General features: G+C 45.3%; 9 protein-coding genes. 1 reads left to right on the top strand and 8 read right to left on the bottom strand.

The annotated features are described in order from the left end of the window. Positions 1-37 precede the first annotated feature (37 nt). The 3 genes from OM416_RS24330 to OM416_RS24320 form a co-directional block, all read right to left on the bottom strand. Positions 38-1,807 (bottom strand): ABC transporter ATP-binding protein, encoded by a 1,770-nt coding sequence (locus OM416_RS24330; RefSeq protein WP_264933868.1) that lies wholly within the window; start codon positions 1,805-1,807, stop codon positions 38-40. Continuing rightward, on the bottom strand, positions 1,804-3,549 hold the full coding sequence (locus tag OM416_RS24325) for an ABC transporter ATP-binding protein (protein ID WP_264933866.1): 1,746 nt from the start codon (positions 3,547-3,549) through the stop codon (positions 1,804-1,806). The genes OM416_RS24330 and OM416_RS24325 overlap by 4 nt, the downstream gene beginning before the upstream one ends. A 617-nt stretch (positions 3,550-4,166) precedes the next feature. Continuing rightward, positions 4,167-5,402, bottom strand: coding sequence for an MDR family MFS transporter (locus OM416_RS24320; RefSeq protein WP_264933864.1), 1,236 nt, complete (start codon positions 5,400-5,402; stop codon positions 4,167-4,169). A 163-nt stretch (positions 5,403-5,565) separates the two neighbouring features. On the opposite strand from OM416_RS24320, the gene OM416_RS24315 reads away from it, so the two are divergent. After that, entirely contained in the window at positions 5,566-7,332 is a 1,767-nt protein-coding gene (locus tag OM416_RS24315) for an ABC transporter substrate-binding protein (RefSeq protein WP_264933862.1), read from the top strand. A gap of 147 nt (positions 7,333-7,479) precedes the next feature. Here OM416_RS24315 and OM416_RS24310 read toward each other — a convergent pair whose 3' ends face one another. The 5 genes from OM416_RS24310 to OM416_RS24290 form a co-directional block, all read right to left on the bottom strand. Then, entirely contained in the window at positions 7,480-7,923 is a 444-nt protein-coding gene (locus tag OM416_RS24310) for an IS110 family transposase (RefSeq protein WP_264934041.1), read from the bottom strand. A gap of 2 nt (positions 7,924-7,925) precedes the next feature. After that, positions 7,926-8,657 (bottom strand): IS110 family transposase, encoded by a 732-nt coding sequence (locus OM416_RS24305; protein WP_264933860.1) that lies wholly within the window; start codon positions 8,655-8,657, stop codon positions 7,926-7,928. 304 nt (positions 8,658-8,961) lie between these two features. Next, on the bottom strand, positions 8,962-11,589 hold the full coding sequence (locus OM416_RS24300; protein ID WP_264933859.1) for a PAS domain S-box protein: 2,628 nt from the start codon (positions 11,587-11,589) through the stop codon (positions 8,962-8,964). Between the two features lie 270 nt (positions 11,590-11,859). Continuing rightward, a complete protein-coding gene (locus OM416_RS24295) occupies positions 11,860-14,241 on the bottom strand; it encodes a polyprenyl synthetase family protein (protein ID WP_264933856.1) in 2,382 nt (793 codons plus the stop codon). A gap of 188 nt (positions 14,242-14,429) precedes the next feature. Beyond that, positions 14,430-15,227: a sulfite exporter TauE/SafE family protein gene (locus OM416_RS24290; RefSeq protein ID WP_264933854.1), complete on the bottom strand. Its 798-nt coding sequence runs from the start codon at positions 15,225-15,227 to the stop codon at positions 14,430-14,432. Positions 15,228-15,656: the final 429 nt, after the last annotated feature.

Genomic DNA, 15,656 nt, shown 5'->3' with positions numbered 1-15,656 from the left:
TTTTGATTTTTTTATTATCGTTTCTAACTTTTTATAGCTAACCAACTTTGGCGGGAGTTTGCTCCCCTTGCCACAGCAGCTGCATCTCTTCATTGGTGGCAAGCAATTCGGCTAAACTTCCCTCAGCTTCAATGCGTCCATCTTTCATCACGATAATATGATCTGCTTTGGAAAGTGCTGCCCTACGGTGAGAAACCGCGATACAGGTTACATCCGGCTCTTGGAACAAGCCCTCCCATACTAGCTGTTCTGTCTCCACATCCAGTGCACTGGACAGATCGTCAAAGATAAACAGGTCCGCCTCTGTCATTAACATACGTCCTGTGGCTGCACGCTGAATCTGACCGCCTGACAGCATCACCCCTCTCGGACCAACCGGGGTCTCAAGCCCTTGATCCAGATGTTTGATATCCTTATCCATCACAGCCAGACGAATGGCTTTTTCAAGTGTTTGCTCGATATTCCCCTGCTTGCCCTGTACGATATTTTCTTTCAACGTATCGCTGAACAATCTGGGCACTTGTGGGGTATACGCGGCTCTAGGCGGCATCAGGAAAGTAGCTGGATCAACAGCTTCTCCATTCCAGTGAATGTCCCCTTTTTGCTTGGGTAACAGTCCAAGAAGTGTTCGCACGAGCGTTGATTTACCTGATCCGATCCGTCCCGTAATGACCAAAAATTGTCCGCGCTTCAGACGGAAACTGATCTCTTCTATACCATTTGCAGAATTCGGATATTGATAAGTCAGATTTTTCACCTCAAGGGATTGCAATTTCTCCTTAGGATCTCTCTCTTCACTTACAAGCTCCGGCGGATCTTCATACAGGTAGATTTCTCTCGAATCCATGATCTGGTCTTCTTCCCCTGGACGGAATAGCTTACGCATACGATCATAGGAAACCTTGAGCCTTTTGTGCTGAAACACCATATAGCCAAACAGTGAAATGCTAAATCCGATATTGGCCAGATAGCTGGTGAATAAGGCAAAATCACCTACGGTAAAGTTCCCTGCTTTCATCTCAGCTGCACACATCAGTAGAATCAATCCGGTACAGATACTTAGAACATGCTGGTTCAAGGATCTCATCCACTGCTTAAACAGATTGTCTCGAAGTGCAGCGTGGCGACGATCTTCATTCAACTGGTTAAAACGTGAAGAGACATTCTCTTCGGCCTGGCCCAGTTTCAGGGCTTGCACAGCTCCAAACGTTTCCGCAATAAAACTGGTGATTCGCCCAGTCGCTTCTCGATTAACCTGTGCATATTTTCGAGCCCGATTCCCGGACAGATTGTTGAGCAAGGTCACGACCACCAATGGCAGGACGGCAACCAATGTGATCTGCCAATTAATGTTCGCCATAATGGCGATAGACACGACGGCGAATACGAGCCGGCCCCAGAAGTCCACCCATGATTCCACATACTCAACGACTTCATCCACATCATCCCGAAAGCGACTCATCGCTTCCCCTGGTGAAGCTGGAAGATTACGTCCCGGCCAGCGCATGATCGCTGCGAGCATGTTGGTTCGCAAAATTGCCTGAACATGATACAGATACGTAACCCATGCATAGAAGGCTACAAAAAATGTACCCACCCGTGCCATACGGACCAAAGCAATAAAGATGAGCGGCACAGCAAGCCACATGTAGTCATTGGACCCCGCTGTCGTCCGATCAAAAAACCATTGCATTCCAATACCAATGGCTAGCGGTAAGGAGTGAAATATACACCATAACAATCCGTTGATTATAAATAACAAAGGCCTGAATCGAAACAAACGGCCTATAAATCCTGCTACAGTCATGCCAATTCCTCCTCTCGGCCTGTAATGAGCAGTCTGGCATAGTGAGATGCCGGGTTACTGGCAAGTTCTTCTCTCGCTCCAAATTCCAGTACCTTCCCATCACCGAGCACCATAATCCGGTCCACTTTCTCCAGTGTAGCCAGTCGGTGAGCAATGATGACTCCGGTGGATCGTTTCATTAACTGGTCAATTGCAGATTGAAGCATACCTTCGGTCGCAGCATCCAGACGTGACGACGGCTCATCCAGAATAACCAGACTCGGTTCGGTCAGGAATACGCGGGTTAAGGCAAATAACTGTGCTTCCCCTGCCGACAATGAAGATCCACCTGCAGCCAGATACGTATCAAGTCCTTCTGGTTGTGAATTAATCCATTGGCTAAGTCCAAGGCGATCCGTCGTCTCCTTGATCATCTGATCCGATACATTCCCATTGAACAGGGTCAGATTGTCACGCAGCGTGCCATCAAACAACTGCACATCCTGTGTCACCATTCCCACCCGGCGATAGAGCGCTTGTAATGAAAGCTTTGTGATATCCGTTCCACCTACACGGATCGTGCCCCGATCCAGATTGTAAAGCCGGAGAAGCACACGACTAAGACTCGATTTGCCGCTGCCTGTGCGACCGATAATTCCCAGACGTTCACCAGGCTTAATTGCAAAATTAATGTCCTGTAATACGGGTTTATCCTGGTTATAACTGAAGTGAACCTGACTGAACTCCAGACCAAGTGGTCCTTCAGGCAATTGCTCCTCTGCGCCCTCTTCAATCTCACTCTGCATGGACAACAGCTCTCTGGAGCGCAACATGCCGGATTTTGCTTTTTGGAACTCTTGCACCTGATCTCCCAGCATCTCAATCGGATCATTCAGCATCTGCGTATATTGGTAGATTAGAAATAATGTTCCGATACTAATTAGACCTTCCATATAGTAATGTACACCTAGCAAAAGCACCGCAGTGACCGCCAGAGCGAACAGAACTACCGTCGTATTCCACGGAATAACCCGTAGCAGCCAAGCTTTTCTCCCCTTACGGAATACCGTGCGCATCGTGCGGTAAAACCGGTTCATCACATAAGGCACATGACCATTCGCTTGCACATCTTCAATCCCGGCAATGCGTTCTTCAATTAATCCGAACAGGGAAGCACTTGCCGCCCGCTCATTTTTGGAAGAGTCGACTCCCAGATTCCGTATAAACACCATGAACAGGATCGATAACAAGGTGAACACGGTCATGACCAAAGCAATAGGTACGTTGACGCTGAACATGAACCCGAGGATTCCGGCCAGCAGTACAAAACTCCCGATCACTTGCACAATGAACATCGCGAAAAAATTGGAGATGCTCGTTACGTCACCATCCACACGTTCAATCATCTCTCCAGGTGTCTTCACATTATGAAAACGCATATCGAGACGCAGACAGTGCTTCAGCAGATCTCCGCGCAGCTGATTCGTGGCCCGCCAGGCCACATCATTCCCAAGATAACTGACCGCTACTGTGATGAGTTGATTAAACACGGCTACAACCAGGAATATTCCTGCGAGCTGAATGAGATTGGTAAGCACTCCCCCACTCGCTGCTGTATCGATAAATCGTTTGATAATTTGAGGATTCAAAAGCTGAAGTCCCGTTGATGTCAGCAACATGATCAAAAGCACGGCCAGCCGTCCTTTAACGGGTTTCAGATAGCGCAGCAGCCATGACATGGAGCGTTTCTCTGTTTTGGGCACAGGTCCCACCTCTTTATCGGTTTATTTATATAAAATGAACTAAAGAACATTGCACTGCGACTACGATGACCGAATAACCTCTCGATCGCTGTTATCGCCACTAGGATGAGTCATACATAATGACATTAAAGTCGGGATTTCCCGCCCATACTTGATATGCAAAACGTAAGTTGACCATTGTACATTCTCCTTCTTAACAGGTTAGTTTTTTACTAAAATAACGCTTCAGATGCTCCTTTCCATGTGAACGGATTGGTGGAATGCATGCAAAAAAGCCATAGATGAACTAATGTTCATCTACAGCTTATAAGCAAAAGAGACCGGATGAAATGCAAAGCATTTCCCGCATTTCCTCCGCATCGCAATAATGATGAGCGTCCACGACAGGGGTGCACAAACATGACTGTCCCAACGCGATCATTGCAAAAAATTGGATTAATGTCACTATGTTCATGCGTATTCAGTTATCGATTCGAAATCTGTATAGGCATAAACATAATCATCATCCCACCCGTTTCACATATTTGTTGTTTATTGTATTCGTTGGATTAACATCCGTCAAGATAATTTTAACTGAATTGTTATTTAATTCATGTCATTAATCTTTTCTTTTCCCGCTACATACTCATGGATGTGTGCTCTGTTTGCTTCTCTCTAACAACAAGACGTCTATGTGCGATCAGAAGAAAAGGTACTCCCAGTGCAGTCGTCAGCGCAATCGGTACAAAGACGGCGAGTCCATTCTCTGCTCCAAATTGACTTAACAGTAAACCACCCATTACAGGAGCGATGACACTACCGATATTATTGAAGCCGATGGTCCCGAAATACGTTCCTTTCCATTCCGGCTTCGCAATCCGGTCAATGAGCATATCCATCATCGTGAACAACAGCACTTCCCCAATGGTAAATAGTATGACACTCATCATCATCATGAGTACGCCTTCAGCGATTCCGACCATCATCAGACTGGTTGCGACCAGTAGGTTACCCACAATCAGAGGAACCAGTGGTGGAAAGTTTCGGAAGGTTCGTACCAGTGGATATTGAATAATAAGCACCGTTATGGCGTTCAAAGAGAGCATATACGAGAACATCTGGCTTCCATTTTCAAAGATCGGACTCCTCGCCAAGTACTGTGCCAACGTAGAACTAAAGTGTCCGTAACCCAGCACACAAAATGTGGTACCAATCAATACCGGCAGAAATACCCTGTCACGGCCAGTGGTCATGAGTGCTTCACGCAAACGTGGAGCTGTTGCATGATGACGCTCTGGCAGATTGGCATGCTGTAGCTTGAATTGCAGAAATAATACAAGTCCATAGGCTATGTATACCAAGCCGGAAATCACAAACGGAAACGTCGATTCTGATGATCCCAGCTGAAAGCCGATAATTGGCCCAAAAACCACACCAAGATTAATTGCAGCATATCTGAGGTTGAACACCAGCAATTTGTTCTGCGGTGAAGTAATATCCGATAACAGCGCTCTGGAGGTGGGCTCAAATACTGCGCGGCATAATCCGTTTAACGTATTGGCCACAAAGAACACCCATAGATGCTCTGCTGCCGAAAAAATGAAGAACACACCTGCCCAGCTAAAGACCGAGACTAACATCACGATTTTGCGACCGATCCGGTCCGAGATATAACCTCCATAAAAACTGACCATCACACCTGCCAACGAGCTGACCGCAACAGTAATACCGGTCTGTGTTGGGGTCGCTTCCAGTACACGTGTCAGATAGATGGATAGAAACGGGATACTCATCGACGTCACAAGACGTCCAAACATGGTTCCAATAATGATGGTCCATGCCAAGGGGTGGATTTGCCTTAAATATTGCTTCATGCGAACTTCTCCTATTCTGACTGCTCCAATGCGTGTTCAAAAAGTCCGGTTTTCAGCACTTTTTGAACAACCTCTACTAATGTATAATTGTAAGGATAAAAGGGAGAAGTAAAAGTGTAAACACATGATCACACTTTTCACCTTTAATAGAGGAGTCATGACCATGGATACCCTACATACACACTTTATAAGGCTCGCCGGGGCCGAACAGCTTTCTTTCAAGCTTCATGAACCTGTAGCGGTAACGATTGACAGCCTGTCCGCCGCCTTGTGCTGCACCCCTCGTAATGTGAAATTCATTCTCAGAAAATTGGAGGAGCAAGGCTTCATTCACTGGCAACCCGGACGTGGTCGTGGACATCATTCGGAGCTAACGATGCTGCGTAGCATGAATGAAGCGTTGGAAGCGAGTTTTACCGAACTTCTGGGTAAAGGCAAAATGAAAGAAGCCATTGAACTCATCGGAACCGTTCAGTTGCAGGATTCACTGCGAGAACAGCTCCTGCTTTCCCTTCATCAACAGATGGGATTTCACAGCCAGGATGAAACTGCCTCTGGTCAGGATATTCTACGCATCATGAGGTCTCGCCAATTATGTGATCTGGATCCAGCCTTTGTTTATACTGCATTTGAAACCTATCTGCTGAGCCAGGTCTGTAATACGTTGATCACTTATGATGTCAAGACGGAATCATTCCTGCCAGCACTGGCTCACATGTGGGAGTGCAGCGAGGACCATCGTTTATGGACCTTCTATCTCCGGAAAGGTGTACGTTTCCACAATGGCCGTGTCATGACGTCCCGGGATGTGCAAGCGACGTTGCAACGGTTGATAGATGTGCATAGTCCGTCCATCTGGTTGTATCGGGATATCGAACGTGCGGAAGTAGCTGGAGATTACTGTATCAAGTTTGTTCTACATCGGCCTAATCGGTTCTTCTTGCATCTGTTCAGTTGCATTCGGATGACGATCCTGCCCTACGATTACAATGTAACCAATACCTTAATAGGTACCGGCCCTTTTCAGATCATAGAGCAGAATAAAGATGTGCTAGAGCTTGCCGCTTTCGATGCGTATTACGGCATCCGGCCACATCTGGATCAAGTCCATTTTTGGTTTGTGCCTGACTTGAGTCCGAATGATCGCTATTATGAGCTACCGGGTACAGATCGATTGAGTCTCGCAACAGGCTGTGATCAGACGAACAGTATCAATTATCCGACATTGGGCTGTCAGTATATGCTTTTCAATTTTCAAAAGGAAGGTATCCATCATCATCCCCTATTTCGACAAGCCCTGCGGATCGTCTATGATTCGGCCGCACTTGTCAGAGATCTCGGTGGAAATCGAATTACACCAGCCAGCAGCTTCCTGCCCTGGAGAAGTGTAGCCCAAGACTGGACAGCCGCCTCTCTTGAGCATGCTCGTGAATTATTGCTTAACTGTGGGTACCAAGGCGAGACGATAACATTATCGTATAAGCATAATAAGGATGCAGACGTTGCGGAGTGGTTTCAGTGTCGTGCGCAGTCCATCGGTCTGAACATCAGCATGCAGGCTGTTGTGGATTATCTCAATTCAGAGGAAACCTTGAGCGCGCAATTGATTCTGGCTGAGGAGATACTGGAGGAAGACTGGCAGTTCGGCATGATTCATTTTTTCAAAAACCTGTCCAATCATTTTCATATGTGTATGTCTCCTGCTTTCCAGTCCCTGGTGGATGACAAACTGGATCATTTCGCTCAGCTCCATCGGGCAGACCGTACAGCGCTTCTGGATGAAGTCGAGGCTTTGCTGCGTGATCACTGCTGGATCTTGCATGGCTGTCACATGAACAAGCAGGCTGAACTGGATCAGAGCATTTTCGGCATGCAAATCGCAGAATTCGGATATATGGACATCTCCAAACTGTGGATCAAAAATCCATAGGCACGCTTTTCAATAGTTGAAACAAAAACAAAAACCAGCTAATGTTTGTCAAGCATTTCTGGTTGGATGAGTTCTCTTTTCGTGATATACTTTTTCCGACCAACACGAATAACCTCCACGGCTATGGAGGTTTTAGTTAAATATGGATTACCCTTGGTAGGGCTGGCTCTTCTGCAAGATGGCGAAAATGTGATGCAACAGCTTGTTCGCGCAGGCAATCACGGCCACCTTGTAGGGCTTGCCCTCTTTTCTTTTTTTCTCATAGTACGACCGGATTCTTGCATTGGCATTCTTTCGCATTCCGCATTGCACTGCTAAATACAGTGAACGTCTAAGCCTTTTAGAGCCTCGTTTCGTGATTCGTGTACTGGTCGCTGTGAACTTTCCCGAACTGAAAATCCCGGGGTCAAGGCCTGCAAACGCCACAAGTTGCTTCGCATCACTAAACTGTTTTACATCACCTAGTTCAGCTACAATGGCTGCGGCCAGTTTCGTTCCAATCCCCGGAATACTTTTCACCAGTTCAACCTCGGGCAGGCCTTTCGCCATGTCCTCCATTTGCTTTTCAAGCTCCTCCAGCTGTCGGATCATCGTCAATAATAAAGACACCATGCCAAGCAGTGCCTTGCTTTGAGCGGGCTACGCTGAATTTCTCTCCATTCATCCAGTACTTCTTCCAGTTTTCTAGCTTTTTCATCGGTCCATCGCTTGGAATGGGATCGTCCCGAATTTCCCTGAATGACTTCGTTCCAATTCGTCACACTTCCCTCCAAACAATGAGACAGAACTGTCAATGATGTTGTTGAAAACACATTATAAAATATCTGCTCATACACCGGAAATACTTGCTCCAGCAAGGCTCTGCTGTTCAGTTTCGCCTGTACAAAGATTCCCGTGACAAACTCATGCTGCCGGGTCAAATGCTGTAGCTCCGTAAATGTCTCATCCCAAGTTCGATGGGGTTTCACATCGCCGCGATAGTACATCTCTGCCAGATGCCAAGCATCTGCAGCGTCTGTTTCAACTTTGCGTAACTGCGTTCCCTTGGCTCGCTTGGATTGCAAGGGATTTACAATGTAGTAGGTGTAGCCACTCCGATTTAGACAGGATACCAAAGCACGATGATAATGCCCCGTCGCTTCCAAAACGACCACTGGAGCAACACCCGTTTCGACTTGAAGCGCGCCTAACATCTCCGTGAATTGTTCGAACCCACTCGCTCCATGCGCAATGACAATTGCTTTGCCAATAGGCTCATTTCGTTTTCGAAATGCCTGCACCACACTTGAACCTTTAGCGACATCTACACCAACAACAGGTTCCATGTCCTCACTCCTTATCTTTCGTTTCGCCGGTCTTTTCCACGATGGTTCCAAACCCATAGCTTCGCTTGTTATACGGGGTCAACTGCCCCTACCAGCCCAAACATGGTCTTTTGGAGGTCGTGGGAGAACTGTTTTTGTTACGAGGTCCAAGCCCCTAAAGCCGCTACGTTCTCCCGGCTTCCCCCATCGTAAAACGACCACAAAAAAAGGCCAACCAGTAATTACTGGCTAACCTGATAATACGAAAGCCGCTAGCCTATTTATGATAAGCTAGCGGCTCTATGCCGATCGATTTTTAGTGCACTCAGAGATTATTTTTGATGTAATAGGTCTCCAAAGCTTGCATAATGGATTCGATTTTAATCGGTTTGCTTATATATGCATCCATGCCTGCCTTTAAGCATTTATCCATGTCTCCTCTTACGGCATTTGCAGTTACCGCAATAATATATGGACAATCCTCAGATGGCTTAATTTCTTTAATCACTTTTGTCGCTTCGAATCCATTAAGCCTTGGCATATGCACATCCATGAAGATAATATCATATGAATTGTGTTTGACCGCCTCAACCGCCTCAACACCGTCCGCCACATGATCCACGAAGTGTCCTTTTTTCTCAATGATCCTGCTAAGGACGAGCTGATTCACCTCATTGTCTTCTGCAATTAAAATCCGCAAGGCTGATGTTCTGCTCTTCTTCTGCTGTTGATCTATGCTGTTGCTCTCTTCACCGTTATTTAATTTAAATCGGGCGGTAAATATAAATATTGTACCCGGCTCATCCGATTCCTCGATCCAGATCTCTCCCTGCATGAGCTCCACCAGTTTCTTGCTAATGGCTAGGCCAAGACCGGTACCTTGAGGTTTGCGGGTCATAAAATTCTCCAGTTGGTAGAACGGTTCAAACAATTGTTGTTTTCTCTCAACCGGAATCCCAATTCCGGAATCCTTTACCTTAAAATAAAGCTGCACGTTACTGCTGCAATGCTCCCTAACCCCCACCTTCACTTCCACGCCGCCTTCTGAAGTGAATTTGACGGCGTTGCCGATGATATTGGTAAGTACCTGTTTAAGACGATAAGCATCACCATACACCGGAGATGGAATGGCATCATCTATGCACAAACGAACGTCAAGCTTTTTTTCACGAGCTAGTGGTTTTACGATTTGCACCGTCTCTGTCACGATCTCTACGAGATCAAAAGGATCGTCTAGCAGATCGGTTTTGCCTGACTCGATTTTGGAGAAATCAAGAATATCATTAATAATGGCCAGCAAAGAATCTCCACTCTTCTGGATGATTTCGATATATTCCTTTTGTTCCCCGCTAAGTCCGGGGGTATCCAGGAGCAAATCCGTCATCCCAATTACACCGTTCATAGGTGTGCGGATTTCATGGCTCATCATCGCCAAAAATTCACTTTTGGCCTTATTCATTCTCTCCGCTGTCTCTTTGGCTACAAGCAGTTTTTTCTGCTCCGTAATATCCTTCGCAATCAGGTAAAACCCGACATTGGATGTATTAATAATGATCGGAGCAAGTGTAGCCAAAACTTCTGTCTCAGATCCATCCGTGTGCCGAACAGCGTTGATCTCCTTTTCAGCCAACTCATAATCAATGCCCAGAATCAGACCCAGATTACTGGCTCCGACAAATCTGCTTATGCTTGTGCCAATCATTTCAGCCACAGGACAGCCCGTCATTTGCACCGCTACTGGATTAGCATTCATGATATTACCATCCATGTTAAACGAGATAATGGCATCATGATTGTATTTCTTAAGCGAGGTGTATCGCTCCACAGATTCCTGCAATTTAAATTCGATGCGCTTGCGTTCCGTGATATCCTGTAGTGTGCCGTTGAGCTGGATTGGCTGACGATGCTCATCGAGTGTAATCAACCCCCGCAAGTGAAGATACTTTTCACTTCCGTCAGAGCTGATGTGTTTGTATTCAAAATCGAGCGCTTCACCCTGTTTTACCCGTGTAACATGTTTTTGTAAATAGGCTAGATCCGCAGAATCCATAGCATCAAAAACATCACTTACACGATATGGTTTGCACGTGCGTTCAAGTTCAAAAATCTCAAAGATCTGATCTGAAACTGTAATATGGTCTTTGACCATATCCCATTCCCAACTGCCAATTAATGCGATGCGTTCCGCCTCTGCACTGATATCCTTTTGTTTTTTTCGCTCAGATATATCCCGCCCAATCGAAAGAATCTGCTGATCATGCTCAGCATCACCAAAGACCTTATATGTCGTTTCAAACCACAGATAATACCCATCTTTATGGCGAACTCTAATGTTCAACAGATTGCCTTTAGTTAAGTCCATCTGTGAGATCCGTTCCAGATCTTGTGGGTGGAAGTAAGCGTTATTATTTTGGCCTATCACTTCTTCCGGAGAATAACCCAATAGACGTTGGACTGATGGTGAGCAGAATCGACAAACTCCCTCTAAATCAGCAATATAAATGATCTCCTGAGCATGATCCGTAATAAGTTTGAACACTTCTTCACTATCTAGAAGCTTTTGTTCAGACAGTTTACGATTGGTAATATCAATAATATGACAAATGAAGTAAAGCGGCTCATCCGTAATTTCACTTCGAACCAAGGAAACATGCATGGAGCACCATAAGATATCACCATTTTTATTGATATAACGCTTTTCGTATTTATTCTCATTTGATTTACCTTCAAATAACTCGTAACTATAAATCACATCTTGTGGTGAATCATCCTGATGCGTAATATCCTGATAACTGAGAGCCATTAATTCATCACTTGTATAACCAAGCATATAGCTAAAAGCAGGGTTCACTTTCATCCATTGTCCTGTCGGAGCAACGAGTGCAATTCCAATAGGCGCTTGGTTATAGATCTGTTCGAACAATTCATGATGATCGACCTTTTGAACCTGCATTGTAAGCTCTCCTTTTGGCATATAAACTCAAGATAAAGAATGTCGAAATTTAAATTTCGCCTGATATAAATTGTTTTATAAAAATTAGCCGGTTTAAACACAACAGTACCTGCTTAATACCCAGAATTTCAGCCGTTGAAACAAATCTTTCCAAGGAATTTGTGTCTATAAAACCAAACAAGGCCTGGAATCCATCCGTATGGAATCCCGACCTTTGTCGTTATATCTCATTATAAGTCATATGAAACAAGGAATTGTGAGAATAATGGGTTAGCGCTCGCGACCAACGAGATAATCCAATAGATGTCTCAAAAACGGAATAGGCTTCGGCATCTCAGTCAATGCATCTGTGGCGAGACAATAATGCTCCCACATCGCTTTCTTCGCGCCTTCATCACCGAGAATAGATACAAAGGTGGAATTGTTGTTCCGCTCATCCTGACCTGCTGGTTTCCCAAGAATGAGGTGATTTCCTTCGAAATCCAGCAAGTCGTCCTTGATCTGGAAGGCGATCCCCGCATGATAAGCGAACTTTTTCAGCGTAGCTATCTCCGCTTCCTTCACTTGGGCAAGAATGGCTGGCATGACCAGAGCAGCTTCGAAGGCAATACCTGTTTTGTAAAAACAGATCATGTTCAACTGCTCAAGCGTCAATGCCTTACCTTTGGAATTCAGATCCATCGCCTGCCCCATACACATATCCTCTGCTTTTTCAGCTGAATACTGAATGAGTGTGAGCACGGTTGCCGCATCAAAGCGATCCAATGAAGATTGCTCTCCAATCGCCTTCTGGATAAGAAATAGACCGGTAAGCTCTGCTGTGGCGCTATTGTGTACGTGGTGCAGCGTAGAACGTCCACGCCTTGTCGAAGCATTATCCTGTGTAGGCAGATCATCGAAGATCAGGGAAGCGGTATGCATGTACTCCAGCGATCTAAGCAGCGGAACGATAGATGATTCAGGTAAACCATACTCGCGGACACCCATAACCCAGGTTAATATGGGGCGTAGCCTTTTCCCATCTCCCTGCAAGCTGTAATTGGCTGCATCGATCAGCGTTTCTTTCATCTCATGAAGGCCATTTGGTTTCGCAATCTGCAACTCCACATTAATCTGTTCGCGAACCGTTCGAATGGTCTGCTTGAACTCCTCTTTCTCCTGCTTGTCGTTTTTCAATTGAAGCACGACCTGATCCCGTAACAATTTATCCAAGAAATCAACGTCATCCGCTTTTCGCACCATCTGCTGAACCAGTCGGTTGAATTCAGGCTGCCCAGAGGCAAAAATCATCATCACTTCATCATATTTCTCCTGCCCCAACCGTTCTTTACAACGCTTCAGCCCGTTAATAGCACGATCCAGTATCACCTCACGGGTCTTGGCGTCTGAGTTGTATACATCATGGATCAGATGAGAGATGACTGCCCAATACAATTCATACGGATTAATCAGATCAGGGCGCAAATCTCGATATTTCAAATAGTACGTATACGGAGTCACTGCCCCTTCTTCCATATCGTCAAACATATCGGCAAAATCATCGGCCAGCTGATTATATATCCCGTAATAGAACGTCCGCAGATCGAATCCTTCATCGACTGGCGCACTGAGAACAGACCGAACGATTAATCGGGAGGAAGAAGATTTGATAATAATCGGAATGTACAGTTCTTCATTGCTATAATTCGCATTGGCTAATTTCTTGCTACGATCAATCTCCTGAGACTGAAAGAACACATAGGATTGCTCTAGGAACGTGCGCTGTTTCTCTGGATGCTGATAATTCTTGATATACTCAAATGCTTCCCGAAGCTCGGAATGCACATATTCAATCACTTCAAGATTGCTGCCTTTCCATTCTCCAAGATCAGGTACGACCCCGGTAAGAAGTGCATCACGTATCATCAGAGAATATTGCTCTTTTTCCTGAACAGTCAGGGCTTGAGAATCCAGTAGGTCGTCCACAAATGGATACGTCAAACCGTACGAATAACCGAGTCGAATCGCTGCATCAAATCTTTGGGCACGTTCTTCAGGTGGTGTCTGCTCGTTCATCTCATCGTCCACATGAAGGACCACGCCGAGAATGATCTTGATGAGCTTCCGCTGCGCCTGCTCTGCATCCAGCTCTTTCGGGATGTTGGATGCTACGTTCTTTAATTTGTCCATTACCCAGATGACGGCAGGTTCAATGTGCTCCTTCTGTCCCCACCGGTACAACGCAGCAAGACTGATATAATCGGGCTGTCCTTTGCGCCCAGTAGCAGAGCCCATAAAGTATTTTTTGGTATTCTGGACAACGTGCTGTACTCGGGCTTGCGTATCTGGAGAATCAAGGGCTTGCCCCAAATCTCGCATATAAATATATGAGATACTCCGATCCAGGTAATCATCCAGCTTTCCAGTAGTATTCAGCCAATGGATATATCTATGAACATCCCGAGGATCCGGTTTTCTTTTGCTTGGTGATAAAAGAGAAAGCCAGGCAAAACGATGAATATGTTTTTTTTGCCATACATGAATATCTTGGGTAAGTGCTGTAGTATACGTATTAGCCATAAGTTGCTGTCTAAGAGAAGTAAAATACTGAGATGCTTTCTGCTCAGCTAGCCGATAACCTGCATCAGCCTGGTCTGTAAGTACGTTATTCATAGGATGGATACCTCAACTTCTATTAATGTTAAACATGTATCCATGAAAGGAGTATGAGGTGCTCCATGGACGAAAACTGAACTCATTTAATCGTGTATCCAACGCTTCAGCTCATGTTCATAACCTATATACGGCGATCCAACCGTTTGGTTACGAAATCGTCATTGTTCATTCCCACGTAGATGATTTTACAGAATAGAAGACCAGACTTTAACCGCCGTGATGGCGATGATGACAATTAATGCATACCGAAGTAAGCTCACATTGATCATCGAACTAACTCGTGAACCAAGGGATGCCCCTAGCAGACTTCCGATTACCGTATAGATGATGGGTTCCAGCGGAATGTCTCCACCCGTAATTTTCCCTATAACGCCGCCAATGGCCGAGATAAATACAATCGCCAGTGAAGAAGCAATCGTCGTTCGTACGGGGATGTTGAGAATCGTCAGCATGATTGGGATAAGGATAAAAGCACCCCCCGCACCAACAATTCCAGACACAATTCCTACTGCAAAAGCAGTACCTGCCGCAACCCATCGGTTAAACACCAGTGGAGCGGATGTCTCAAGCTTCCCTTTTCCGGGAATGAGCATGAGTACAATCGCAATGATCGCCAGAATGCCATAGATCAGATTAATAATTCTTCCGTCCAGATGACCGGATATGAACCCGCCAATCAGACTGCCAGCAAGAATGCTGGAACCCATGTACAGCACCAATCCGCGGTGAACGATCGCCCCGCCACTTCTACCCGTTTTTACTTTTCTGCGAAATGCAATCACACCAGCAAGTGAAGCGAAAAACACTTGAAACATACTGATCGACGATACCTGATGTGCTGAGAACGGCTCCAATCCCATCCAGGATGGAACATATAACAGCAGCGGATAATTGATAATGGCCCCACCAATACCCAACAAACCGGAGAAGAATGAACCGACCAGACCCAGTATAAACATGATGACAAAAAGCAAAAGATCCATCGGTTATGCGCTTCCTTTCGTGCAATATATATCTCATTTCGATTCAACGTAAAAGTGGTATACACGGCGAATATTATCCGTTATAATGAAAACCAAGTAAATTAATCCGAAATGAGTGATTAATCATGTTTAACGTGTTAAAGACTCTTTTTGAAAATAAATGTCCACAGTGCAACGAAAAATTACAAGTTCATAACGATGCATTATGCTCGACCAAGACCTGTTCTCAATGTCATTACAAAGAAGAGAGTTATGGCTCTCTCGGCGTTCGAATTGTATATGACACCACAAAATGATAAACAGATACAACCTTGCTAATTGTATCATGATCTCTGAATTTTCGGGATGATTCGACAAACTTATTTCCATCTCATACGCTACGATTACTTTATAATGAAAATACAAAAACGGTGCAAAACGAATAAATCG

It is taken from the genome of Paenibacillus sp. LS1, from assembly GCF_026013365.1.
Taxonomy (GTDB): Bacteria; Bacillota; Bacilli; order Paenibacillales; family Paenibacillaceae; genus Paenibacillus.
This window is presented reverse-complemented; position numbering and strand designations above follow the sequence as displayed.

Excerpts from the sequence above, each read along its gene's own strand:
- OM416_RS24330 (WP_264933868.1), bottom strand. The coding sequence starts at position 1,807 with ATGACTGTAGCAGGATTTATAGGCCGTTTGTTTCGATTCAGGCCTTTG.
- OM416_RS24320 (WP_264933864.1), bottom strand. The coding sequence starts at position 5,402 with ATGAAGCAATATTTAAGGCAAATCCACCCCTTGGCATGGACCATCATT.
- OM416_RS24315 (WP_264933862.1), top strand. The coding sequence starts at position 5,566 with ATGGATACCCTACATACACACTTTATAAGGCTCGCCGGGGCCGAACAG.
- OM416_RS24310 (WP_264934041.1), bottom strand. The coding sequence starts at position 7,923 with ATGATCCGACAGCTGGAGGAGCTTGAAAAGCAAATGGAGGACATGGCG.
- OM416_RS24305 (WP_264933860.1), bottom strand. The coding sequence starts at position 8,657 with ATGGAACCTGTTGTTGGTGTAGATGTCGCTAAAGGTTCAAGTGTGGTG.
- OM416_RS24300 (WP_264933859.1), bottom strand. The coding sequence starts at position 11,589 with ATGCAGGTTCAAAAGGTCGATCATCATGAATTGTTCGAACAGATCTAT.
- OM416_RS24295 (WP_264933856.1), bottom strand. The coding sequence starts at position 14,241 with ATGAATAACGTACTTACAGACCAGGCTGATGCAGGTTATCGGCTAGCT.
- OM416_RS24290 (WP_264933854.1), bottom strand. The coding sequence starts at position 15,227 with ATGGATCTTTTGCTTTTTGTCATCATGTTTATACTGGGTCTGGTCGGT.